Source organism: Streptomyces sp. AK02-01A (assembly GCF_033795305.1).
Lineage (GTDB): Bacteria > Actinomycetota > Actinomycetes > Streptomycetales > Streptomycetaceae > Streptomyces.
Window position 1 is genome coordinate 1 of the sequence record NZ_JARBAE010000037.1, and the last position, 23828, is coordinate 23828.

Annotated in this window: 23 protein-coding genes, 1 tRNA gene and 1 pseudogene; 11 read left to right on the forward strand and 14 right to left on the reverse strand. The window is 68.6% G+C overall.

Annotation, left to right across the window (positions count from 1 at the left end; all coding sequences use genetic code 11):
• The first annotated feature begins 179 nt into the window (after positions 1 to 179).
• The 4 genes from PV679_RS27300 to PV679_RS27315 all read left to right on the forward strand — a co-directional run bounded on the left by PV679_RS27300 (position 180) and on the right by PV679_RS27315 (position 4384).
• Positions 180 to 1244: a glycosyltransferase family 4 protein gene (locus PV679_RS27300; RefSeq protein WP_319683068.1), complete on the forward strand. Its 1065-nt coding sequence runs from the start codon at positions 180 to 182 to the stop codon at positions 1242 to 1244.
• Positions 1237 to 2889 carry a proline--tRNA ligase gene (locus PV679_RS27305; protein WP_319683069.1) on the forward strand — a complete coding sequence of 551 codons (1653 nt, stop codon included), beginning with the start codon at positions 1237 to 1239 and terminating at the stop codon, positions 2887 to 2889. The genes PV679_RS27300 and PV679_RS27305 overlap by 8 nt, the downstream gene beginning before the upstream one ends.
• Before the next feature lie 193 nt (positions 2890 to 3082).
• A tRNA-Thr gene (locus PV679_RS27310) sits at positions 3083 to 3154 on the forward strand.
• A 120-nt stretch (positions 3155 to 3274) separates the two neighbouring features.
• On the forward strand, positions 3275 to 4384 hold the full coding sequence (locus PV679_RS27315; RefSeq protein WP_319683070.1) for a UDP-N-acetylglucosamine--N-acetylmuramyl-(pentapeptide) pyrophosphoryl-undecaprenol N-acetylglucosamine transferase: 1110 nt from the start codon (positions 3275 to 3277) through the stop codon (positions 4382 to 4384).
• A gap of 3 nt (positions 4385 to 4387) precedes the next feature.
• On the opposite strand, the gene PV679_RS27320 is transcribed toward PV679_RS27315, so the two are convergent.
• Both PV679_RS27320 and PV679_RS27325 read right to left on the reverse strand, forming a co-directional pair.
• The gene (locus PV679_RS27320) at positions 4388 to 4777 is read right to left on the reverse strand and encodes an HIT domain-containing protein (RefSeq protein ID WP_416069811.1); all 390 of its coding nucleotides are present in this window, start codon (positions 4775 to 4777) and stop codon (positions 4388 to 4390) included.
• A gap of 523 nt (positions 4778 to 5300) precedes the next feature.
• Complete coding sequence (locus PV679_RS27325; RefSeq protein ID WP_319683072.1) at positions 5301 to 6266, reverse strand: pirin family protein; 966 nt, start codon at positions 6264 to 6266, stop codon at positions 5301 to 5303.
• Between the two features lie 162 nt (positions 6267 to 6428).
• Here PV679_RS27325 and PV679_RS27330 point away from each other — a divergent pair, with 162 nt between their 5' ends.
• Entirely contained in the window at positions 6429 to 6791 is a 363-nt protein-coding gene (locus PV679_RS27330; protein WP_319683073.1) for a tetratricopeptide repeat protein, read from the forward strand.
• A gap of 28 nt (positions 6792 to 6819) precedes the next feature.
• Here PV679_RS27330 and ligD read toward each other — a convergent pair whose 3' ends face one another.
• From ligD to PV679_RS27365, 7 genes are all read right to left on the reverse strand, one after another.
• On the reverse strand, positions 6820 to 7743 hold the full coding sequence (ligD, locus tag PV679_RS27335) for a non-homologous end-joining DNA ligase (RefSeq protein ID WP_319683074.1): 924 nt from the start codon (positions 7741 to 7743) through the stop codon (positions 6820 to 6822).
• A gap of 21 nt (positions 7744 to 7764) precedes the next feature.
• Positions 7765 to 10152: a phosphoketolase family protein gene (locus tag PV679_RS27340; protein WP_319683075.1), complete on the reverse strand. Its 2388-nt coding sequence runs from the start codon at positions 10150 to 10152 to the stop codon at positions 7765 to 7767.
• Between the two features lie 31 nt (positions 10153 to 10183).
• Positions 10184 to 11596, reverse strand: coding sequence for an NADP-dependent succinic semialdehyde dehydrogenase (locus tag PV679_RS27345; RefSeq protein WP_319683076.1), 1413 nt, complete (start codon positions 11594 to 11596; stop codon positions 10184 to 10186).
• A gap of 185 nt (positions 11597 to 11781) precedes the next feature.
• Positions 11782 to 12105 (reverse strand): WhiB family transcriptional regulator, encoded by a 324-nt coding sequence (locus PV679_RS27350; protein WP_319683127.1) that lies wholly within the window; start codon positions 12103 to 12105, stop codon positions 11782 to 11784.
• A gap of 33 nt (positions 12106 to 12138) precedes the next feature.
• Positions 12139 to 12309 (reverse strand): hypothetical protein, encoded by a 171-nt coding sequence (locus tag PV679_RS27355; protein ID WP_319683077.1) that lies wholly within the window; start codon positions 12307 to 12309, stop codon positions 12139 to 12141.
• Positions 12310 to 12536: 227 nt separating this feature from the next.
• Positions 12537 to 14387 carry a transketolase gene (locus PV679_RS27360; protein WP_319683078.1) on the reverse strand — a complete coding sequence of 617 codons (1851 nt, stop codon included), beginning with the start codon at positions 14385 to 14387 and terminating at the stop codon, positions 12537 to 12539.
• A gap of 1 nt (position 14388) precedes the next feature.
• Positions 14389 to 15711, reverse strand: a complete 1323-nt coding sequence (locus PV679_RS27365) for an NAD(P)/FAD-dependent oxidoreductase (RefSeq protein ID WP_319683079.1) — start codon at positions 15709 to 15711, stop codon at positions 14389 to 14391.
• A gap of 160 nt (positions 15712 to 15871) precedes the next feature.
• On the opposite strand from PV679_RS27365, the gene PV679_RS27370 reads away from it, so the two are divergent.
• Together PV679_RS27370 and PV679_RS27375 are read left to right on the forward strand one after the other, a co-directional pair.
• Positions 15872 to 16018 carry a hypothetical protein gene (locus tag PV679_RS27370; RefSeq protein WP_319683141.1) on the forward strand — a complete coding sequence of 49 codons (147 nt, stop codon included), beginning with the start codon at positions 15872 to 15874 and terminating at the stop codon, positions 16016 to 16018.
• 60 nt (positions 16019 to 16078) lie between these two features.
• Complete coding sequence (locus PV679_RS27375) at positions 16079 to 16552, forward strand: DUF5709 domain-containing protein (RefSeq protein ID WP_319683128.1); 474 nt, start codon at positions 16079 to 16081, stop codon at positions 16550 to 16552.
• 73 nt (positions 16553 to 16625) lie between these two features.
• On the opposite strand, the gene PV679_RS27380 is transcribed toward PV679_RS27375, so the two are convergent.
• From PV679_RS27380 to PV679_RS27390, 3 genes are all read right to left on the reverse strand, one after another.
• Positions 16626 to 17099, reverse strand: coding sequence for an ATP-binding protein (locus PV679_RS27380; protein ID WP_319683080.1), 474 nt, complete (start codon positions 17097 to 17099; stop codon positions 16626 to 16628).
• A 267-nt stretch (positions 17100 to 17366) separates the two neighbouring features.
• Entirely contained in the window at positions 17367 to 17735 is a 369-nt protein-coding gene (locus PV679_RS27385; protein ID WP_319683130.1) for a hypothetical protein, read from the reverse strand.
• Between the two features lie 122 nt (positions 17736 to 17857).
• On the reverse strand, positions 17858 to 18100 hold the full coding sequence (locus PV679_RS27390) for a hypothetical protein (RefSeq protein WP_319683081.1): 243 nt from the start codon (positions 18098 to 18100) through the stop codon (positions 17858 to 17860).
• A gap of 121 nt (positions 18101 to 18221) precedes the next feature.
• On the opposite strand from PV679_RS27390, the gene PV679_RS27395 reads away from it, so the two are divergent.
• Positions 18222 to 18602, forward strand: coding sequence for a VOC family protein (locus tag PV679_RS27395; protein ID WP_319683082.1), 381 nt, complete (start codon positions 18222 to 18224; stop codon positions 18600 to 18602).
• 64 nt (positions 18603 to 18666) lie between these two features.
• Here the strand turns inward: PV679_RS27395 and PV679_RS27400 are convergent.
• Both PV679_RS27400 and PV679_RS27405 read right to left on the reverse strand, forming a co-directional pair.
• A pseudogene (locus PV679_RS27400) lies at positions 18667 to 18921 on the reverse strand (DJ-1/PfpI family protein); the annotation flags it as partial.
• Positions 18922 to 19083: 162 nt separating this feature from the next.
• The gene (locus tag PV679_RS27405) at positions 19084 to 20130 is read right to left on the reverse strand and encodes an amino acid ABC transporter permease (RefSeq protein WP_416069815.1); all 1047 of its coding nucleotides are present in this window, start codon (positions 20128 to 20130) and stop codon (positions 19084 to 19086) included.
• Between the two features lie 758 nt (positions 20131 to 20888).
• Here PV679_RS27405 and PV679_RS27410 point away from each other — a divergent pair.
• From PV679_RS27410 to PV679_RS27420, 3 genes are read left to right on the forward strand one after another with little or no spacing between them, the layout of a single operon-like run.
• Entirely contained in the window at positions 20889 to 21809 is a 921-nt protein-coding gene (locus PV679_RS27410) for an ABC transporter substrate-binding protein (RefSeq protein ID WP_319683131.1), read from the forward strand.
• 15 nt (positions 21810 to 21824) lie between these two features.
• Positions 21825 to 22604: an amino acid ABC transporter ATP-binding protein gene (locus PV679_RS27415; RefSeq protein ID WP_319683084.1), complete on the forward strand. Its 780-nt coding sequence runs from the start codon at positions 21825 to 21827 to the stop codon at positions 22602 to 22604.
• 45 nt (positions 22605 to 22649) lie between these two features.
• Positions 22650 to 23723 carry an LLM class flavin-dependent oxidoreductase gene (locus PV679_RS27420; RefSeq protein ID WP_319683085.1) on the forward strand — a complete coding sequence of 358 codons (1074 nt, stop codon included), beginning with the start codon at positions 22650 to 22652 and terminating at the stop codon, positions 23721 to 23723.
• The last annotated feature ends 105 nt before the right edge of the window (positions 23724 to 23828 follow it).

Here is a 23828-nt window from a genome sequence, read left to right on the forward strand (position 1 = left end):
CCTGAGGAGCGCACGAGCTCGATCGCGTCCCGCTTGTACTCGTCCGAGTACCGCTTCGTGTACTTGCTTGCCACCTGGTCACTGCTTCCTCTGGAACCATTCTGATCCCAGTCTCCAGGTGTCCACGATCAAGGGGAAGCTTCACTCGACCGCTCATCATCACCGGCATCGATCTGCCCTTGGAACCTTCCTGCGGCTCCACCATCTGGTGCAATGACGTATACCAACGGCTCGCCCCAGACTTCCGCACCACGTTCCTGGCCCTGCCCGGCTCCGGCGCGTGGCAGCACTCCTTCGAGGAAACCATCGACCTGGCCACGGCGAAGCAACCGTACGGCCCGCGCTTCGCCCAGTACGCCGAGGAGCTGACAGAAGAGGTCGGGCGGTTGCTGCGCCAGCGGCGGCCCGACCTCGTCAACGCCCAGCACCTGGGGCTCGCGCTCGCCTTCGCCCGCGCTGCGGGGAGTACCCCGCTCATTTCCATCGCGCACGGCGCCGATGTGATCGCCGCCGCCGTGAACGAGCAGGCCCGCGATGCTCTGATCGAGATCGTGATGGCCAGCAGCGCCGTCGCCGTACCGCACGCGGCCATGGCCGACCAGGTGAACGCCCTCACCCAGGGGAAGTTCAACGACCGGCTGATCACCGTCCCCTGGGGCATCCCCGTACCGGACCACCCCACGGTTCAGCCCAGCAACGGGCGTCGGCTACGGCTGCTGCACGCCGGGCGCCTCGACGCGAACAAGTCCACCGTCACCGCGATCGAAGCCATGGCCCTCACCGCCGACGAGCATCACCTCACCATCATTGGCAGTGGCAGCGAACTGCCCAGCCTCGCGGCCCGGACTGGCGAACTCGGCCTCACGCACCGGATCCGGTTCGAACCGTTCATGCCCCGCGAGGAACTGTGGCAGCGCTTCGCCGATTTCGACGCGTTCCTGTTCACCACCAAGCAGTTGGAGGCATTCGGCCTGGTCGCCGTCGAAGCCCAGGCCCACGGACTCCCGGTCGTCTACGGCGACCTGCCCGGCCTGCGCCACACTCTCGGCGCCGGGGCCCTGGCCTATCCGCCCGGCGATGCCGCCGCCCTGGCCGAGTGCATCGACCAGCTCGCCGACGACCCCGAACTCCGCCGCACCCTCGGCACCGCAGCAGCGGACAGCGCTCGGCGCCACGACATCAGCACCACCACCGCACACCTGCGCGAACTGTCGAAGACCGTGATGGGAGCTGCCCGTGTCTGACACCCCGCTGTATGCCAGCCGCCTGTGGCCCCCCGTACGCCGTCGCGCCGCCGATGCGACCGCCTCCACCATGGATCTGCTGGAATCGCTCGGCTACGTCGCCAAGACCGACGCCACCGGCGTGTTCACCCTGCTGCCGCTGGGGCTGCGCGTCCACGACCGGCTCAGCCGGATCGCCCGGACGGCGTTCGAGGAGCGCGGCGCGAACACCGTCGCCTTCCCCACCCTCCAAAGCCGCACGCTGTGGGAACAGTCGGGCCGCTGGGACGTCTACCAGTCCGAGGGCGCGCTGCTGCCGTCAACGAGCAGGAGCGGCGAGCAGATGTGTCTGGCCCCGACCTCCGAGGAGATCGCAGCCGCCACCGTACGCGAACACCTGCGCTCTCACCGCGACCTCCCGGTCCGGCTGTTTCTCAGCACCTCCAAGTACCGCGACGAGATTGCCCTGCGCGGCGGGCTGATGCGCGGCCGAGAGTTCACCATGGCCGACGCCTACACCTTCGACACCGCTCCCGAAGGGATGCGCACCTCGATCGACTTCCTCAACGACGCCTGCCGTGCCGCCCTGCTGGGCATGGGCCTGACCGGTGTCTTCCAGGCCGCAGCCGACGGCGGCAGCATCTCGGCCGGCCCGACTACCGAGCACCTGGTCCTCGGCGATACCGGGCAGAGCACCATCCTGGTCTGCGACCACTGTGGCCACCGCGGCGATGACGTCATTCTGGTGGCCCGGCCGACCCCGCATAACGACCCGGTCGTCAACGTCATCGCCTTCGCCCTCACCGCCCACGACGGCTCCACCGCCCCGGCAACCGTGGCGATCCGCTCGGATCTCCAGGTCAGTCCCCGCAAGCTCGCCGCCGCCACCGGCGCCGCCCGAGTCGACCTCCTGGACCCAGCCCAACTGCCCGAGCTATTCGGCAAGGAGGCTGGCACCCTCACGCCCTGGGACGGCACCGGAACAACCACCCTCTTCGACACCTCCGTCGCCCACCTGGACAACTTCGCCATCTCCGACGGCTCCACCGGTCTGCGCCGCAATGTGGCCTGGTCGGGGGCCGCCGGCCTGGAAGCTCTGTCGCCCATCGGTACCGACCTCCATCGAGCCGGTCAGGGCATGGGGTGCGGCCACTGCGAGGACGGGCACTACCGCGAGGCCCGCGCCATCGAACTCGCCCACGTCTTCGAACTCGGCACCCAGTACACCGCCCCGATGAACCTCTCCTTCACCGACGAGCACGGCGCCGCGCGCACCCCGTACATGGCCTGCTCCGGCATCGGCATCACCCGCTGCCTTCAGACCCTTGCCGACCTCCAACGCGACAAGGACGGGCTCCGATGGAAGGAAGGAACCGGGCCCGCCGACCTCCACATCGTCGTCCTACGGCCCGATCTGCCCGCCATGCGCGACCGCACCGACCAGGCCGTACGACACCTCCGCAACCGCGGACCAGCCCTGTTCATCGACGACCGGCCCGAACCGGCCGGAGAAAAGTTCCGTTACGCCAACCTCCTCGGCCTCCCGCATGCCTTGGTCCTCTCCCCGCAACAGGACGGGGACGAGGTCGAGTTCATCGACCGCTGGACCTCCAGGGCGCACCGAATGCCAATCAGCCAAATCCCGGATGCCCTGAATCTGCGTTAAACCAGCCGCATCCTCTGCTAAGCCACCGCAAGCAGCCGCTCAACAATTGCCGTACAGCACGTCGAAATCGACCTGCGGAAAAACAAGGAAAAGGGGTGACCAGGGAAGGGAAAGACGTGACTCAAATTCTCCTCCGATATCGATCGCGACATTGACCGCACTTCCCCCCTTCTATTAGCGTCGAAGTCACCAACGGGTCGTAGCTCAAGGGCTGGAGCACGGCATAAGTGTTGCCGAGGAGCTGGTTCGAGTCCAGCCGACCCGACAAATATCCCAGTGGATACCGGCCGGACACCCGGCTCACAGCGCCGGGCTCAGCACCAATGAACACCCGAAAAAATCCCCTTCAATAAAATTGCGACTACACAGGCAAGGCGCGGTTTAAATGAAAATTGGAATCACCGGAGGCGGAAGTGCTGGACACGTCGTGCCCGCCCTTTCCGTAGCGGCCCGACTTCCCGAACAAGACGTGAAGCAACTGGTTTTCTTCGGGCGGCCGGACAGTATCGAGCATGAATGCGCGGAGAAGGCCGGTATCCCGTTTTGCCCAGTCCCATCTGCGGGCCTGAAGCGCTACGGCTCGTGGAGCAACCTGCTGATGCCACTCACTGTGCTGCGCGGCATCGCTGCTGCAGTGAGGGCCATGCGACGGGAACGACCCAGCGCCCTGTTCTCAAAAGGCTCATACGTATCCGTGCCTGTCGGGATCGCCGCCTGGCTTTGCCGAGTCCCGATCGTGGTCCACGAGTCCGACCACTCCCTCGGCCTCGCCAACAAGATCGTCGCCCGGATGGCCACCCGGGTCTGTCTGTCCGTCGCCGCCCCCGCCAGCACACCGCGATGGCTCGCCCGGAAATCCGCCGTCACCGGCTTGCCTCTGCGCCACGACCTGGCCGCCGGCGAACCAGAGCGACTGCGGCGGCGACTCGGTATCCCTGCCAGCGCGCCCGTTCTGCTGATCTTCTGCGGCAGCAGCGGATCTCAACGCATCAACGACGCTGTACAGAGTCAACTTGATGCCCTGCGTGCGCGCTTCGCGGTTGTGCATGTCCGAGGGAAGGGCAACCTCGACCCCTCACTCCAGGGCGTACCCGGGTACTGGCAACTGGAGTACCTGCACGACGAGATGGCCGATGCCCTGTGGCTCGCCGACCTGGTGATCGGACGCGCCGGGGCAACGACACTCGCCGAACTCGAAGCGCTCGGCAAACGGGCCGTACTCATCCCTCTGCCCGCGACGGTCAGCCGTGGCGACCAGCTCGATAACGCCGCCGCCTACGCACGACGGCACCCCGGGCGGTGCATCGTGGTGCCCGACGACCACAGGCTGCACGGTGGAGCGTCCCTGGCCAAGGCATGCATGGAGCTTGCCGCCGACCTCGGCCGGACCAACCGGGAGCGGCCAGGACCGGAGGTCATCCATCGTGCCGCCGACCTGATCGCGCAAGAGACCGTCGCTGCGACCAGGCCAGGCCGCACCCGTCGCGCCCGGTAGAACTCAGCCGTCGTGGTGCCCGTACATCGCCAGGATTTGCTCGTCGGACTCCCCGCGGTGGTACACGTGGAAATGCAGATGCTGCGACTCCTGATAGAGCCCGACGTTTGTGGTGACGGAAGCCGCGCCGTGCTCTTCCTTGATCTGCGCTGCGACCCGCTGCACAACCGCCATGACTTTCGTAAGCAGTTCTTCGCCCCCGTCGCCGAGGTCGATCAGCGAGGGAATATGCCGCTTCGGTACCACCACGACGTGCACGGGATGGGCGGGGTTGGTGTGCTCGAACGCGAGCACGTCCTCGGTCTCCATCACCACCTTTACCGGCGTGAGTCCAGGGATGGCCTGATGGCAGTAGAAGTCCGAAGTCGACGGGGCCACAGCAGCAGGGGTCACAGTAAGTAACTTTCCGTGTCGGACGGTAGCGTCGCCGCAACCCTACCGTCCAGCCTCTGCCTGCCCCTGCCTCACGTCAGCCTCCTTGAGATCACGACGTGGGACGCTCGGTCGAGCCTCCCGCCACGCCTGTTTCCGAAACGCCACCGCGCCGAGGTCGACCTCACCCCGTCAGGGGCACATCAGCAGGTAACAAGTGAATCACTACCTGTCACCGCCGACATTCTCAATCCGAAGCCACCACCCCTCGCAGCACGGACCATCAGCCGCGCACCGAATGCGGACGGTTCGAAAGCCGCATGGCTGCCGGGAAGCCTTTGGTCGTGAGCTGACGACGCGTCACAAAAGTCAGCATTGGGTCAGCATGAGGTCTGGCACATACGAGAAGAGGCGGCAACACCTGCGACTCGAACCGGCTCTCTCAAGCAGACCTGGACCACCCCGGGCCGGTGCACCGGATCGCCCGGCCGCGGGAATCGACGATCAATGAATGCCATCCGGTCAATGAACACGAACGCGCAGATCAGCGCGTGCGTCCCCGCGGTTTCAACGGAGTTGACGGAAGGGCCGGGGCGGGGAGACGCGCGCCTTCGTAGCCATGAACGACGCCGAATCGAGCACCGGTCATCCACTCTTCACGGGCCTGTGCGATATCCTCGGTTGACCGGCCGATGAAGTTCCACCACATCACGATCTCTTCCTCGAAGGGCTCGCCACCGAGGAGCATCAGGCCCGCGTCGGAGTCGGCGCGCAGCGGGAGTTCGGAGCGGCCGCAGCCGAGATAGAGCATCGAGCCCGGCAGCAGCGGCACACCGTCGACCTCGGCCTCGCCGGACATCGCCAGCACGGCGTACTCGAAGTCGGGATCGAGCGGCAGACGCGCCTCGCTGCCCCGGGCGAGCGCCAGATCGGCGCCGACGAGTGGCGTGTACGTCGTGCCGGGCGAGACGGCGCCGTCGAGCGCGCCGAGGATGACGGTGGCCTCCAGGCCCGGAGCCGTGACGACGGGCAGCTCGGTGTGGTGCTGGAAGTGCGGCTGGACATCGCGGTGGGCGTCTGGGAGCGCCACCCAGAGCTGAGCGCCGTGCAGAAAGCGGGCGTGCGAGCGTGGGCTCTCCTCGGAGTGGGAGATCGCACGGCCCGAGGTCATCAGGCCCAGTTCGCGTGGCCGGATGGTCTGCAGGCTGCCGAGGCTGTCGCGGTGCAGCACTTCGCCGTCGTGCAGCCAGCTCACGGTCTGGAGTCCCATGTGCGGATGGGGCGGCACCTGCATTCCGGCCTCGTCGGCGATGTCGTCCGGGCCGTAGTGATCGACAAAGGCCCACGCGCCGACCATGCGGCGGCCGAGGTTGGGCAGCAGTCTCCGGACCTCGGTCGACTCACCGAGCTGGACCCGGCGCGGGCTCAGCAGCTCACGCACGGGCTCGGCGACGACAAAGCCCCGGCCGCCGCAGACGGTGAGAGAGGCCTGACGATCAAGATTGCTCATGGTGCCCAACCTAAATCCTGTGGCGTGCGGAGGTACGGGTACCCACGCCATAACGATAGTGGAATGTTCAACCACCTTGCGCTGTTAGAACTACACGTGGAGCACGGTCCGCGGTGAAATCGCGGAGTGTCCCGCGGGCAGGACCCGGAACAAGGAGGGCAAGTGGAGAGTACCTACTACGAGTTCGGAACGGCTGCCGAGCGCTGGGACCGCGCGCGGCTGTTCTTCGACGCCAAGGAGTACGGTACGGCCGCGCGCATCCTCGAAGGGCTGGTGGCCGAGGTCCCGGAGCAGAACGCCACGCGTCTGCTGCTGGCCCGCGCCTACTACCACTCGGCGCGGCTGGCGAAGGCGGAGGCCGAGCTGCGCGCCGTCCTGGAGCGTGACCCGGTGGAGCACTACGCGCGGCTGATGCTGGGCCGCACGCTGGAGCGACAGGGCCGGGCCGAGGAGGGAGCGCCGCATCTGCGGATGGCCGCCGCGATGTCCGGCGATTTCCCGGAGGCCGGGCCTTCCCCGGCGTAATCGAACACATAACCGAACACGTAGCTGATCAGCCGCGCGTCTCGCCGGCCCCTCGCAGGGCGGCGAGACGCCGGCGTGCCGGGCCGAGGGCGCGGCCCCGGCGCGGCACGCCGGCCCATGGCCGGGTCCGCGCCTGCTCCAGGACGTTGGTCACCGTCCAGCGACGGGCGGTGATCTCCGGGTCCTTGAGCTGGTCCCAGCTCATCGGAGTGGCGACCGGGGCCTCCTCCCTGGCGCGTACGGAGAAGGGAGCGACGGCCGTCTGCGCGTAGGCGTTGCGCTGTACGTCCAGATAGAGGCGTCCGCCGCGCGCCGCGGTCCGTACTTCGGTGGTCAGACGGTCCGGATCCCGGGCCGCCAGGGTGCGCGCGACCTCGGAGGCGAAGTCGCGCACCTCGTCGAAGCCGGTACGGCCGTCCAGCGGGACGATCACATGAAGCCCTCTGGATCCGGTCGTCAACAGGGCGCTCGGCAGCCTCAGTTCACCGAGCAGCTCCCCCAGCAGCTCAGCCGCCCGGCGTACGGTCTCGAAGTCGTCCTCGGCCGGGTCGAGATCGAAGACCAGCCGGTCGGGAAAGTCCGGCCGGTCCGCGCGCGACTGCCAGCGGTGGAACGTCAGACATGCCTGGTCCGCGAGGTACACCAGGGTCGCGGTGTCGTCGCACACGGGATGCGTGACGGTTCCGCCCTTCTTGGCCAGCTCGGCCCTGCGTATCCAGTCGGGATAGCTCGCCGGCGTGTGCTTCTGCATGAACTGAGGGCCGCCGAGCCCGTCCGGATGGCGCTCCAGCATCAGTGGCCTGCCTCTGAGCTCGGGCAGCATGAAGGAGGCGACGCTCCGGTAGTAGTCGACCAGGCCGGCCTTGGTGAGGCCGGGACCGGGAAAGAGGACCTTCTCCGGCCGGTGGATCTCCACGGTCCGGCGCCCGGCCCGTACGCGTCGTGTGCTCATGCGTCCGCCGCCTCTCGGTGATCAGCCGGACCAGGTCCAGTCGGCGACTTCCGGCAGGTCCGTACCGTGTTCGCGGATCCAGGCGTGGTGACGGGTGCGTACGTCCGCCATGGCCTGGCGTACGGCCACCGCCCGGACGCCCAGGCCCGGCACCCGGTCGACCACGTCCATGACCAGCCGGTACCGGTCGAGGTCGTTGCGGACGACCATGTCGAACGGAGTGGTGGTCGTCCCCTCCTCCTTGTAGCCGCGCACATGGAGGTGGGCGTGTCCGTCACGGCTGTACGCGAGGCGATGGACCAGCCAGGGATAGCCGTGATACGCGAAGATCACCGGTTTGTCCGTGGTGAACATCGAGTCGTACTCGAAGTCCGTCATGCCGTGCGGATGCACCTCGCGCGGCAGCAGCCGGGTCATGTCGACGACATTGACCACCCGGACGGCCAGTTCTGGCAGATACCGGCGCAGCAGGTCGGCGGCGGCCAGTGTCTCCAGTGTGGGCACGTCGCCCGCGCAGGCCAGCACGACGTCCGGCTCCCGGGAGCCGTCCTCCGTACCGGCCCAGGTCCAGACTCCCGCGCCGCGCGCGCAGTGAGCACGGGCCTCGTCGAGCGTGAGCCAGTCGAAGCTGGGCTGCTTTCCGGCGACGATCACATTGACGTAGTCGCGGCTGCGCAGCGCGTGGTCGGCGACGGACAGCAGAGTGTTGGCGTCCGGCGGCAGATAGACCCGTACGACCTCGGGGCTCTTGTTGAGGACATGGTCGACGAAACCCGGGTCCTGGTGGGAGAAGCCGTTGTGGTCCTGGCGCCAGACATGCGAGGTCAGCAGGTAGTTGAGGGAGGCGATGGGACGGCGCCAGGGCAGCCGCCGCGAGGTCTTCAGCCATTTGATGTGCTGGTTGACCATGGAGTCGACGATATGGGCGAACGCCTCGTAGCTGGAGAACAGCCCGTGGCGGCCCGTGAGGAGGTAGCCCTCCAGCCAGCCCTGGCAGAGATGCTCGGAGAGCACTTCCATCACGCGTCCGTCGTGCGCGAGATGTTCGTCCGTGTCCAGTGTTTCGGCCTGCCATGCCTTGCCGGTGGCTTCGTAGAGGGCTTCCAGCCGGTTGGAGGCGGTCTCGTCCGGGCCGACGACCCGGAAGTCGCGCCGTCCCGCTGTGGCTTCCATGACGGATTCCAGCAGCGAGCCGAGTACGCGGGTGGGTTCGTGCATGACGGTGCCGGGTTTGTCGACGCGTACCGCGTGCCGCTCAAGCGGCGGGATCGGCAGGTCCCGGAGCAGCAGACCGCCGTTGGCGTGCGGGTTCGCACCCAGCCGGCGCGTGCCCTCCGGTACGAAGTCGAGTACGGACGGGTGCGGAGCGCCGGTCGCGTCGAACAGCTCGCCGGGACGGTAGGAACGCAGCCATGCCTCAAGCTGGCGCAGATGGCCGGGGTTGTCCCGTACGCCGCTCAGCGGGACCTGATGCGCGCGCCAGGTTCCCTCGACGGGCACTCCGTCCACCTCGTGGGGGCCGGTCCAGCCCTTGGGCGTACGCAGGACGATCATGGGCCAGACGGGCCGTTCGGTGATCCCGTTCTCGCGTGCGTCCCGCTGGATGGCGGCGATGCGGTCCACAGCGCGGTCCATCGCCTCGGCCATCGCGCGATGGACGGTCAGGGGATCGTCGCCGGTGACATGGAGCGGCTCGTGTCCGTAGCCGCGCAGCAGCGAGTCGAGTTCGGCCATGGGCAGCCGGGCGAGCACGGCCGGGTTGGCGATCTTGTACCCGTTGAGATGCAGGATCGGCAGCACGGCGCCGTCGTGCACCGGATCGAGGAATTTGTTCGAGTGCCAGGATCCGGCGAGCGGGCCTGTCTCCGCTTCGCCGTCACCGATCACACAGGTGACGAGCAGCCCGGGATTGTCCAGCGCGGCGCCGTAGGCGTGAGCGAGGGAGTAGCCGAGTTCGCCGCCTTCGTGGATCGAGCCCGGCGTCTCGGGAGCGACATGGCTCGGGACTCCGCCGGGGAAGGAGAACTGCTTGAACAGCAGTTCCATGCCGTCCCGGTCCCGGCTGACATCCGGATAGGTCTCGGAATACGTGCCCTCCAGCCAGGAGTTGGCCAGGACGGCGGGCCCGCCGTGTCCCGGGCCCCAGACGCAGAGCGCGTCAAGGTCTCGGGTCTTGATGACACGGTTGAGATGAGTGTGTACGAGGTTCAGGCCCGGTGAGGTGCCCCAGTGCCCCAGCAGCCTGGGCTTGATGTGTTCCGGCGCCAGTGGCTCCTGGAGCAGTGGGTTGGCCATCAGATAGATCTGGCCCACGGCCAGATAGTTGGCGGCGCGCCAGTGGGCATCGAGGGCGGTCAGCTCGCCTTCGGTGAGTTCGGCCGTGGTCGGTGCGGTGGTCGCCTCGCGCATGCTCATCTCCTGGTGGTCCCGCCTCCGGGTCTCAGCCCCGGCCGTCGGCCGGGTCGGCGCCGTGCCACACGGTGGTGACATCGCAGAACTCGCGGATGCCGTGCGCCGACAGCTCACGTCCGTAACCGGAGCGCTTCACCCCGCCGAAGGGCAGCGCGGGATGCGAGGCCGTCATGCCGTTGAAGAAGACTCCGCCCGCCTCCAGATCGCGTACGAAGCGCCGCACGTCCGCCTCGTCCCGCGTCCACACATTGGAACTCAGCCCGAACGGAGTGTCGTTGGCGAGCGCCACGGCCTCGTCCAGGCCGGCGACGCGGTAGAGCGTGGCGACCGGCCCGAAGGCCTCCTCGTGATGGATCCGCATGGCCTCGGTGATGTCGGCGAGGACCGTGGGCGCGTAGAACCAGCCTCGTTCGTGCTCCTTCGGACGCTGTCCGCCGCACAGCGCGGTCGCTCCACGGCTCAGGGCGTCCTCGACCAGTTCCTCCAGGTCGGCGCGGCCCTGCTCGCTGGAGAGCGGTCCCACGTCGGTGGACTCGTCGAGCGGGTCGCCCACGGTCAGATCACGCATCCCGGCGGTGAACCGCGCCGCGAAGGCGTCATAGACGTCCTCGTGCACGATGAACCGCTTGGCGGCGATGCAGGACTGGCCGTTGTTCTGCACGCGGGCCGTGACAGCGGTCTTCGCCGCCCGCTCGATGTCCGCCGAGGGCATGACCACATACGGATCGCTGCCGCCCAGTTCCAGGACGGTCTTCTTCACCTCGTCGCCGGCGATCGCCGCGACCGAGCGGCCGGCCGGTTCGCTGCCGGTCAGGGTCGCCGCGGCCACCCGGCGGTCACGCAGGATGCCCTCGATGGCGCCGGAGCCCACCAGCAGCGTCTGGAAGCAGCCGGCCGGAAAGCCGGCCCTGTGGAACAGGTCTTCCAGATACAGCGCGGTCCGCGGGACGTTCGAGGCGTGCTTGAGAAGGCCGGTGTTGCCCGCCATCAGAGCGGGCGCCGCGAACCGTACGACCTGCCAGAGCGGGAAGTTCCACGGCATGACCGCGAGGACCACACCCAGCGGACGGTAGTGGACGCTCGCCCGTGACGCCCCGGAGTCCTTCACATCGGCGTCCGAAGGATGCTCCTCGGCCAGCAGTTCCGCCGCGTGCTCGGCGTACCAGCGCATCGCCTTCACGCACTTGGCGGCCTCCGCGCGGGCCCCCGCGATCGGCTTGCCCATTTCGACGGTCATCGTGCGGGCGATCTCCGGTTCATCCTGTTCCAGGAGGTCGGCGGCCCGGTTCAGCAGCCGCGCCCGCTCGTCGAAACCGGTGAGCCGGTACTGCCGGAAGGCGGCCTCGGCGGTCGCGACACGCCGCTCGATCTCCTCGGCTCCGAACGCGTCGAAAGTCTTGAGCGTCTCTCCGGTGGCGGGGTTCACCGTCGCGATGGGCATGGGCGATTCCTCCTCGACTCGACAGTTCGACCCTTCCGTGACCTGACCACCCGCGCAACACGGGAGTCGCGTGTCCGGTCGTCGGCCGCGACGAGGTCCTGTCCGCGCGGTCCTCGGTGTGTTCGTCGCAGAGCACCGTCCGCCCGGTGAGCGGCGGCGGGCCCCGGCCGCCGTGGTGCGGTGGTTCAGGGACGCCGCGAACCGTCGGACGTGGCGGGCCTGCGTCCGCGTGGCTGGGAACTCGCCGGAGCCCTGCGCCGCTCGGCCCGGCGCCGCAGCAGCCGGCGCTCCTCCTCGTCCGTACCGCCCCACACTCCGGCGGTGCGACCGGTGCTCAGCGCCCATTCGAGGCACTGCTTTTCCACCGGACAGCCGTGGCACACCGCTTTGGCGCGCTCCGCCTGCTCGGCGGCGGGCCCGGATTCACCGACCGGGAAGAAAAGTTCCGGATCGGCGTCTACGCATGCCGCGTTTCGCAGCCACTCCCAGGTGTCCGCGTCAAGGTCCATGTCCGGTTGGGCTGTTGTCAGCCGCACGGTGAATCAGTCCTCTCCTCGTACCACGTTCCAGTCCTGGTCTGCCGTCTCCTGCCGGTCCCGGCCGTCTCTTGGCCGGCGCTCCCAGCGAGTGGCGCGCGCGGGAACGCAGGTACGTATCCGCTCTTCGCGCTCGGCGCGCCGCGCCGGAGGCCGTGGGCCCGGATCGTCACTCATGTCCGTCTCCTTCCGCTCCTTTTGCCGGCGTACGCCCGCGATGGCGGGCTCTCGCCCTTCGGGTACCCGATGACTCGCTCCGAAACGGCGAGGCCCCGTTCCCTTTCCGGGACGGGCGTGCGGCAGGACCGCCGGCAGCCGGTCCGGCCGCACCGAAAACAGCGGCGGGTGGCCGGGCATCGTGCCCGGCCACCCGCCGCCTGGTCCGACAGGCGCTCGGACAACGCTCAGCGGACAGCCTGTTCCATCAGCAGCCGCACTCCCGCCGCGATCGAGTCGGCGTCGATGCCGGCCGCGCGGAGCTCCTCCTCCGGCGTGGCCGAGCCCGGCATGTTCCGCACCGCCAGCCGTACGAACCGCTTCGGTGCGGGGCGGCCGTCCGAGAACACCTCGGCCACCGCGTCACCGATGCCGCCTTCCGGGTGGTGGTCCTCCACCGTGATCAGACAGTCCGTGTCGGACGCCGCTGTCTGGACCGTACGTTCGTCGACCGGCTTGACCGAGTAGAGGTCGATGACCCGGACAGGGATGCCCTCCTGGGCCAGCAGGTCGGCCGCCTTGAGGCACTCATGGACGGTGGTACCGGCCGCGATCAGCGTCGCGCGGTCCGCGTCCGACCGGCGCAGCACCTTGCTCCCGCCGACGGGGAACTGCTCGTCGGGGCCGTAGATGACCGGTGTCTTTCCGCGCAGTGTGCGCAGATACCGGACGCCCGACAGTGCGTGCATCGCCGCCACGAGCCGCGCCGTCTGGTTGGCGTCACACGGGTGAAGCACCGTACTGCCGTGCACGGCACGGAACATGGCCAGGTCTTCCAGACCCATCTGGGACGGTCCGTCCTGACCGATCGCGACACCGGAGTGCGAGCCCACCACATTGATCGAGGCCCGGCTGACGGCCGCCATGCGCAGGAAGTCGTGCGCGCGGGTCAGGAAGGCCGCGAAGGTCGACGCGTACGGGACATGTCCCAGCGCCTGCATACCGACGCCGGCCGCCACCATCTGCTGCTCCGCGATGTAGCACTCGAAGAAGCGCTCGGGATGTTCCTTGGCGAAGAACTCGCTGCGGGTGGAGTCACTCACCTCGCCGTCCAGCACGACGACATCGTCGCGCGCCGTGCCGAGGGCCGCGAGCGCCTTGCCGTACGCGTCCCTGGTGGCGACCGAGTCGCCCAGGTCGTAGCGCGGCAGATCGACGGCGGCGTTGTGTCCGCCGCCGCGGGCCGGTGTGTCGAGCTCGGCGGGCTTTGCCACCCGCACGCGGATCGACCGCCGTCCGCCCAGCTCCTCGATGGCGCTCTCCGCGTCGGGCAGCGGTTTGCCGTGCATGCCCTCGCGGTCCTCGACGGCGGCGACGCCCCGTCCCTTACGGGTGCCCGCGATGATCGCGGTCGGCCTGCGGGCCGTCGACCGGGCCTCGTTGAAGGCGGCGTCGACGGCGTCCATGTCATGTCCGTCGATCTCGACGGTGTGCCAGCCGAAGGCGCGCAGCCTGCGGCCGTACGCGTCCAGGTCCCGCTGGTGGCGGGTGGGGCCGCGCTGGCCGAGACGGTTGACGTCGATGATGAGGGTCAGCGAGTCGAGATGCTGGTCTCCAGCGTGTTCTGCCGCCTCCCAGATGGAGCCCTCGGCCATCTCGCTGTCGCCGCACAGCACCCACACGCGGAACGGCGCGGGCCCGAGCCGCTGCCCGGCGAGCGCCATACCGACGCCCACGGGCAGGCCCTGGCCCAGCGATCCGGTGGCGACATCGACCCATGGGAGCCGGGGCGTCGGGTGGCCTTCGAGCCGGCTGCCGAGTGTGCGATAGGTGAGGAATTCCTCCTCGTCGACCGCGCCCGCCGCCAGATACATGGAGTACAGCAGCGGCGAGGCATGGCCCTTCGAGAAGATGAGCCGGTCGTTGCCGGGATGGTCGGGTCGGTCGAAGTCGTACCGCAGATGGTTGGCGAGCAGGTCCGCCATGAGGTCCGCCGCGGACATCGAGGAGGTCGGATGGCCCGACCCCGCCGCGTCCGCGACCCGTACGGAATCAACCCTCAACTGCTGTGCGAGTTCTGTCAGTTGTTCGCTTTTCATGTCACTCCTCACTGGCTGTGCCGGGAGACCTCACGAGCTCGGGCGACGACGATTCGAGCGGCACCGCGCCGGACCTGACGAGACCGAGCTGCACGGCCTGCCGCGGCAGAATCGCTTCGAGAAGCCAGTCCGCGGCGACGCGCGTCCGGTTTCCCGGCATGGCCGCCAGGTGGTAGCCGCGTGTGACGGCCGCCGCGAGCGGTCCCGACAGCGGCACCCCGAGCGGGTTGGCCGCCGCCTTGACTCCCCCGAGGTCGACGACGAATCCCAGGTCATTGTGTTTGTAGGCCCTCCGCTCTCCGTGGCCGAGGGAGGCGGCCACATTGCGGCCCGCCACCTTGCCCTGCCGGCCGGCGTGCTGGGCGGTCATCGGAGTGAACTTCCCGGGCCTGGAGAGATCCGGTACGGCCGCCGCGTCGCCACACGCGAAGACCTCCGGGTGGCCCGGCACATTGAGCTGCGGGTCGACCAGCAGCCGGCCCCGCTCCACGGGCAGTCCGAGCTCGGAGACCAGTGGATCCGGCCGTACACCCACACACCAGACGAGGGTGTGTGTCTCGATGAACTCGCCGTCGTCCAGTGTGATCCCGGTCGGGCCCGCCTCCTTGACGGAGGTGCCGGTCCGTACGTCCACACCACGGCCGCGCAACACCCGGTCCGCGGTCTCCGACAGCCTGCTGTCCAGCTCGGGCAGGATGCGCGGAGCGATGTCGAGAAGCAGCCAGCGTGGTTTGGGTTCGTGCTTCCAGACCAGTTGTCCACGGACCAGCGCGTCAGTCAGAAGTTTACCCTGAGCGGCGACTTCGGTCCCGGTGTAACCGGCGCCGACCACGACGAACGTGCAGCGTGCGGCACACTCCCGGCGGTCGGCGGCGGTGGCGGCGAGCTCGGTCTGGCGGATCACATGGTCGCGCAGATAGAGCGCTTCAGGCAGCCCGCGAAAGCCGTGCGCGTACTCGGCGACGCCCGGGACCGGCAGCAGCTTGTTGACACTGCCCACGGCGAGGACGAGCCGGTCGTACGCCAGCTCACCCCGCTCGCCCTCCGGCCCGGTGTAGCCGACGCGCCGCGCGTCCAGGTCGACATGACCGGCCTCGCCCAGCACGAGCCGTACCCGTGGCAGCGCGCCGGTGAGCGAGACCGTCACCCGGCGGGGCTCCAGGATTCCGGCCGCCACCTGGGGCAGCAGCGGGACGTAGAGGAAGTAGTCGGTCGGGTTCAGCAGGACGATTTCGGCCTCGTCCCGTACCCGGCGGGAGAGCGTCCGGGCGGCCTCGAAGCCGGCGAATCCGGCCCCGACGATGACAACGCGTTCTCGGCTCACGTTCGACTCCGGAGGGTGACATATCGGGTCGTACGGATGGACTGGTCCCGTGCCCGCCGACGGCGGTGACAAACACCGGAGGCGCCCGGCTGCGGCGTGCGCACCGTATGGCACCACGCTTCACCTGCGGTTTGACACGGCTGTGATTGGTGGGAGGGTGGTGGAAACGGACAAGCCGCCTCCCGGCAGTACGACGACGCGGATCGTCTCCCGTGAACTGTCGCTTGCCGAGGCCCCGGACGGGTACCGGCACTTCGACGCCCGCGACGACGGCCGGACGAAGGTCATCCCTCACCCGGCCGCCTGAGCGTTCGCGGGAGACAGGCGAAGGCAGGAGAACGACGTGAGCGGCGACAGCGGCGAAACGATGGGTGACGAGGTCTACCAGCCGGACGACGAGGACGTCATCGAGGACGAGGGCATTCTCGATCCCGAGGACACACTCATCGACCGGGGCGCGGACCCGTTCGACGAGGGCTGGTCCCCGCCGGAGCGCCCACTGGGTGTCGAGCACACCGGGACGACCGCCGCCGAGCAGCGTGAGGGCGAGTCGCTGGACGAGCGGCTCGCGGAGGAGGTCCCCGACACGGATGTGCCCGAAGGGGACGGCATCGGTGATCTGCTGTACGGAGACGGTGAGACCCGGGACGACGAGGTCGGCGACTATCGGTCCGGCCGGCTGGTCGCTCCGGACGAGGGCGCCCACGAGGACCGCGAGAAGGACATGATCGCCAGCGATGTCGGTATCGACGGCGCCGCCGCGTCGGCCGAGGAGGCCGCGGTGCATCTCATTCCCGACCCCACCGACATCGACGGCATCGACGACGCCGGGATCGGCTGAGGGACCCGCGGCCGTCGTGTGCGCCGCACACCTGGCAGAAGCGAAAGCCCCGCCGGTGTGCGGCGCTTCGGCGTCACACAAGTGCCGGGACGGGCATGGGCGCGGGCTGGTTCTGCGCCGCGTCGGTCCCGGTGAGAGGGATCCAGGGCTGCCGCGGGATGTTCTGAGGAGCCAGCACACTCCTGGTGAACCAGATGACTTTGCCGTCGGCGGTGGCGCAGGTCCCCCAACTGTCGCTCAGCGCCCCGACGCGCACGAGCCCCCCGCCGCCCGTTGTCAGCAGCCGGGGCATACGCGGGCCGTTGTCCTCCACCGAGGCGGTGAGACGACGGCCGGCCCAGCGGATTTCGACCACACATCTGTTGTCGTCGCCGACATGACGGACGACATTGGTCAGGAGTTCGTCGATGCCCCTGCAGACGGGCTCGACTTGCAGTTCGAGCTTCCAGTGCCGAAGGTGCGCGGCGACGATACGCCGGATCTGCGGAACGCGCTCCGGAGAGGCGTGCAATTCCACCACGTAGTGCTGGTCGAGTGGAACTGTCATGGTCCAGGCTCCTCACAGAGAGGCCCACATGCTTCACCACGTTGTGCCAACGACCCCCGAGCACGAAGCGTGAGCTGACGACACTTCTGGGTCTCCAACAGCGTGCCCCCGCCGGACGGCGACCGCAACACGGGCGCGTAGGCACACGGCCGGCTACTTCGCCGTCGTCACCACGGACCGGAGAACCACCGTGTTCCACCGGCGAATCGGGTGAACACCGAGCCGCGCACTCCGGCCTCCGCGCGCCTCCTGGCTGATCCTCCGCGGCTACCGGCTTTCCAGCCGTAGCTGGACTTCCTCCTCCTGGTCTCCGGAGGCCGTACCGACAACGCGCACGGCGAAGGCGGAGGCCAGGGCCTTCCGCAGGCTGTCCACCGCCGTGTAGCCGCCCTGGAGAGTGGCCGTGACCGGCTCCGTCAGTCGCACGGGCCCCGGCTCGGTGCGTACGTCGAACACATCGAACGTCGCGGTCCACACGGTCGGGCGTTTCCCCGGCACGTCCTGTGGCACGTCGTCGGCCGCCCGGTCACAGCCGAACGCCGTCCTGAGCACGCCGAACACCGCGTGCGCGTCCTCCTTCGCCTGTCCGCTGATCGCCACCACGACCTGGGCCTCGGGATGGTCCGCACTGTTCACGTAGATCTTTCCTCTCTTGTCGGGCGCGAGGGTCCCGGCGATCACGTGATCACTTCCAGGCATTTCCCGCGCCTGATCACTTCCAGGCTCTCCCCGGCGCCCCGAGTGTGCGACTGGAGCGGTCAACCGGACGGTTCGTCCGGTACGGGCTGCTCCGGGTGCACGCCGCCGGAGTTCGGGCTGCCCCGCCGGCCCGCTCCGGACTCGTCCGCGTCGGGAAGGCTCCGGTCGTCCTCGTCCGACTCGTCCGGCCGGACCGGCGTGATGTCCAGGGGATCAGGGCCGGGCCGGCTCTGCTGGTCGGGCATGTCCCTCGGTATGGCGGCGCCATGCTCGCCGGGACCTTCCATCCGCCGATCACTCACGGCTCTCCTTCCCTCATGACCTGGGCTGTCGGTCATCGCGGCGGGGCGAGTACCCGCTCGCCGCGAGGGCAACCACGTGACGCGCCGTGTGTGGGCCGGAGCAGGGGGTAGACGGAGCGACATGACCGTCGCGAAGACCAGCGTTCTCGTCCTTGACTCCGCGGAACCCGTGGAGCTCGCGGAGTTCTATACGACGTTTCTCAATGCCGAGTCCCGGATCGGCAAGGATCCCGACTTCGTGGAAATCGTCGGCCACAGCGGAGTCCATCTGGCGATCCGCAGGGATCACGGCCACGCGCCCGCGAGCTGGCCCCGCCCGGAGAGCTCCCAGCAGGCGCATCTGCGGATCCTGGTGGCGCGGGAGGACATCGACGAGGCGGAGCGCGAGGCGATCAGCCTCGGGGCAAGGCCGCTGGAGACCAAGGACAACGGCGGTCCCCGTGATGTACGTGTCTACTCGGACCCGGCCGGCCACTCCTTCACACTGACCGTCCGTCCCTGACCGCCGCCGACACCGTCGGCGGCGCCCCGGATGTGCGGGCACCGCCGGACGGCGTCGGTGGCGGGTCCGTCCGCAGGAAGTCCGGGTTGGCGACCCCACCGGGCAGGACCAGCGCGTCGTACTCACCGACGGTGCTCGCGCCCACGGTGCGGTCCACGGAGAAGGTGTCGCCCTTGTCGAGATGGTTGAACGCCTGTACCTGACGGCGTTCCGTGGAGATCAGCGCGCGTTCGCCGCCCGCGTCACCCACCGCCTGCCAAGGTTCGGTCAGCTCGACCTGCTCCACACCCTCGGGAGCCACGAGAAATGCCACTCGCATGTGATCCACGTCCTCTCTCGTATCGCCGCGGCGTTCTCCGCCTGCCCCACGTCACCTTCTTCACACCGGAGCCCGGACGGCTCGCCTCGAAGATTCTTGCCGATATGCGGCATCTGGGCGCGCCGAGTTCCGGAGGCGGCAACAGCGCCGGTCCGGCTGGTCTCAGCGCGGGGCCGCGTCGGCGGCGGTCGCGGTACGCAGCCGTACGCTCAGCGCCGCCGCCTGCCGGCGCAGGCGTCCCAGCGGAGTGGGCGGAAGCTCGCGCGCCGCGCCACGGGCGTAGTACCGCTCGACATAGAACTGTCCGGCGGACAGGACCGTGGTGACGATGATGTACCAGATGGTCGCCACCATCAGCAGCGGGATGACCTGGTACGTACGGTTGTAGACGAGCTGTACCGAGAACAGCAGGTCCTGCACCGCGAGGACGCTGACGATACTGGTCCCCTTGAGCGTGCCGATGAGCATGTTGCCCGCGGTCGGCACGATGGAGCGCATCGCCTGCGGCACGATGATGCGGCGCAGTACACGCCGGCGGCTCAGCCCGAGCGAGGCCGCCGCCTCCGTCTGGCCGGCGTCGACGGAGAGGATGCCACCGCGTACCACCTCCGCCGCGTACGCCGCTTCGTGCAGTGTGAGGCCGACCAGAGCGGTGAGACCGGCTCCGAAGAGATTGACGGTCTTGAAGGTGAGGAATTCGGGCCCGAACGGGATGCCGATGCCCAGTGTGGGATAGAGAGCGCCGATATTGAACCAGAACAGGAGCTGGACCAGCAGCGGAGTGGACCGGAAGATCCATACGTAACCCCAGCTGATCGTGCGCAGTACGGGGTTCGCGGACAGCCGCATCACGGCGAAGAGGGTGCCGATGAGGAAGCCGAGCGCCATCACGGCCGCCGTCAGCCAGAGGGTGAGCAGCAGTCCGTCCAGCACGGCGGGTGTGGTGAAGTACTCGCCGACCACACTCCACTGGAACCGCTCGTTGCGTATGACGGAATTGACGACCATCGCGAGGACGAGCAGGGCCACGGCGGCCGACAGCCATCGGCCGAGATGGCGGCGGGGCACGATGCGGGTGAGCTCATCGGTCTCCGGCGGGGACGTGGCCCGTTTCGGGGATCCCGGCTCTGAAGCGGGCAGGAGATCGGGCGACACGGTCATGAGGGCTCCACGGGAGTTGTGGACGGCGGCGGACACCGACGGTGGCAGGCGCCGCACCTCTCGGTGCGCCGCCCGGACAGGACGTGTCATCACGCGTACCGCGTCCCTCAACACGGCAGGTGCGACGCGGTGTTCACACCGGAGTCGCACGCTCCCTCATCGTAGGTGCGGGAACCGAACGCCTGTCAAGAAGCGCTCTCCTGCCGTCCCGGTGGAGCGACCAGGACGCAATGGCCACAGTGCGAACGGCTGTTGACTTCGCCGGAAGACCCGTGCTCAATTGGCTGTATGCAGAAGCAGCTACCGTTGGTCACACGCGGTCACATCGACTTCGGTCGAGTGTGGTCCGCCTCCTGTTGCGTCTGACCCGGCAGCGGGCCGCCTGACCGGCCCTTCCCTCCCTCGGTGACCCCGTCGCGGGCCGTTTTCACCGCTCTCACCGGGCGCACGCTGCCGCTTTCTCTCCGATCCTGACGCTTCTCCGTCATCACGTCTGCCCCGGTCCGTCCTCGTTTTCGCCGTGTCCGCGCTCTGTCCAGAGTTCCTTCGGCATGCCTTCCGCCGGCACTCGGCCTCCTCTTTCTCGGCTCTTTCGCCTTCTGGACATCGGCATGTCTTTCCCGCCGTTCTCGCCGTTCTCGCCGTTCCCGCCGTTCCCGCCGTTCTCGCCGTTCCCGCCGTTCCCGCCGCACGAAAGGCCCGTCATGCCCGCTGGTGTTCCTTCGCTCTCTCCACCGACGGAAAGGTATGGCCCCGTGCTCACCTCGACCCCGGAACGTCACCGCGTCCCGGGCCGCGTCCGGCAGATGGCCGCCGCGCTCGCGGCCGTCCTGCTGCTGCCCGTCCTGGCGGCCTGCGGGACGGACGCGGCTTCCGGGCAGGTCGCGAGCGGTCCCGCCGCACCAGCGCCTTCGGACGATGTCACCGCGTCGCTCGGGAAGAACGCCGCTCTGGCCGAGCTGTTGCCGGAAGACGTCCGCCGGCGCGGCAGTCTGCGGATCGCCAGCTCCGTCGGAGCACCGCCCAGCGCCTATCTGCCGAACGCGTCGAGCAGGCGGCCGGTCGGGCTGGACATCGATATCGCCGATGCGGCCGGCAAGCTCCTGGGGCTGCGGCTGGAGCGGGAGGAGGCCGGGTTCGAGACCATCCTCCCGGCACTCGGCAGTGGCAAGTACGACCTGGGTACAGGCAACTTCGGCGTCACCGACGAGCGGCGCAAGACCATCGACTTCGTCACCTACATCAATGACGGCCAGGGTTTCGCGGTCGCCAAGGACGACCGGAGCCTGGACAAGGTGACCAGCCTCGGCCAGTTGTGCGGCAAGACCGTCGGAGTGAGCGCGGGCACCACATTCGAGGCGACCCTCAACGCGCGGAAGAGTGTCTGCGCGGACGCCGGCGAGAAGCCGTACACCGTCAAGGTCTATTCGGAGAACGGCTCTCTGCTCACCAGCCTCCAGCAGGGCCGTATCGACGTGGTCATGTCGACCATCAACGGCCTCCGCCACCAGGCGGCGCAGCCCGCGGCAGGCGTCAGGTTCCTCGGCGAGTTCCACCGCCTCGATGTCGGCTTCGCCTTCAAGAAGGGCTCGCCTCTGCTCAAGGCGTTCCAGGCCGCTGTCAATGAACTGATCAGCGACGGCACCTACGACCGGATCCTCGACAAGTGGGGCACCGGGGATTCCGCGATCGAGGAATCCCAGATCAGTCCGCCAGAGAAGAACTAGCCGGCAGGAGTACCGATGCCAACGACAACCGGCGCCGATCCCATGATCGACGTGCGTGGCGTCCACAAGAGTTTCGGCGCGCTCGACGTGCTGCGCGGCGTCGATCTCCAGGTCCGCGCCGGAGGAGTGACCGTCGTGCTCGGTCCCTCCGGCTCCGGCAAGTCGACACTGCTGCGCAGCATCAATCACCTCGAAAAACTGAACCAGGGATACGTCAGCATCGACGGCGAGCTGATCGGTTACCGCCGGTCCGGCTCCAAGCTGCACGAGCTGAAGGAGCGGGAGGTACTCAAGCAGCGTCTGCGCATCGGCTTCGTCTTCCAGAACTTCCACCTCTTCCCGCATCTCACCGTGCTGGAGAACATCATCGAGGCTCCCGTCCAGGCGCTGCGCACGCCTCGTGGAGCCGCTGTCGAACAGGCCGGGCGGCTGCTGGAGCGAGTGGGCCTCGCCGACAAGGCCGACGCGTATCCGCGGCAGCTCTCCGGCGGCCAGCAGCAGCGCGTGGCCATCGCCCGCGCCCTCGCGCCGGAGCCGAAGGTACTGCTCTTCGACGAGCCCACCTCGGCGCTCGATCCCGAACTGGTCGGCGAGGTCCTGGACGTCATCAAGGATCTGGCCCGTGCCGGCACCACCATGATCGTCGTCACCCATGAGATCGGCTTCGCCCGTGAGGTCGCCGACACCGTCGTCTTCATGGACGACGGTGTGATCGTCGAGCAGGGTCCGCCGGCGGAGGTGCTCGACCGTCCGCGGCACGAGCGCACCAGGGCGTTCCTGTCGAAGGTCCTCTGAAACGGCTCCGCCCGCATCCCGCCGCCTCCCCGTCAAGGAGCCTCCGTGAAGTTCTCCGTTCTCACGATCATCGGACACTCCCCGCACCCGCTCACCGGGGAACTCGCCTCGGCCGCCGACCGGCTGGACGAAGTCGTCGAGCTGGGTGTGGAGGCCGAGCGGCTCGGCTTTGCCGCATACGCCGTCGGCGAGCGGCACGCGGGACCGTTCCTCTCCTCCAGTCCGACGGTGATCCTCGGCGCGCTCGCCTCCCGTACCTCCCGCATCCGGCTGCTGACCGGTGTGACCGTGGTGGCGATCCTCGATCCGGTACGCGTCGCCGAGGACTACGCGACGCTGGACCAGCTCTCCCGCGGTCGTATCGAACTCGTCATAGGCAAGGGCGCGGAGGCCGGACACTTCGACCTCTTCGGTCTCGACGAGGAACGGCAGTGGGAGTACCAGGCGGAGAAGTACGAACTGCTGCGCAGACTCTGGCGGGAGGAACACCTGGACTGGGAGGGCCGGTTCCGCCCGCCGCTGAAGAACGTCACCACGGTGCCACGCCCGTACGACGGTCCGCCGCGGGTGTGGCACGGCTCGGCCACGAGCCTCAACTCCACCGAACTGGCCGCCAGGCACGGCGACCCGCTCTTCACCGCCAACGCCATCCAGCCACGGGAGGCGTACGCCAGGCTGGTGCGGCACTACCGCGAGAAGTTCGAGGAGTACGGACACGATCCGGCGCGCGCCCATGTGGCCGCGGGCTCGGGCGGTCTCTATATCGCGGACACGACAGAGGCGGCCGTCTCCGGTTTCAGGGAGCAGTACGAGGCCCGGGTGCGCCAGTCGTTCAAACCGCATCTGGTGGGAAAGGCCGGCTACAACACGCCCTTCCGCACGATCGAGGAGGCGGTCGAGAGCGGGCCGCAGCTCATCGGCAGTCCGCAGCGGATCATCGACAAGATCCTCGGCTACCACGAGGTCTACCGGCATGATCTGCAGTCCGTCACCGTCGACGGCTTCGGACTGAGCCTGCCCGAGCAGCGCGAACAACTCCAGCGCTTCGCCGAGGAGATCGCCCCGGTGATCCGCCGTGAGGCGCCCACCGCGCTGTGGGAGGAGAACGGCACCTCCTGAACGCCACGATTCCGGACCGAACGCGGCCTCCCGGGAAACCGCCGGGCCTCCGGCCCGCCCGCCTCGTACGCCCGAAAGGGTTGTCGACGCCTCCACGCGTGTGTC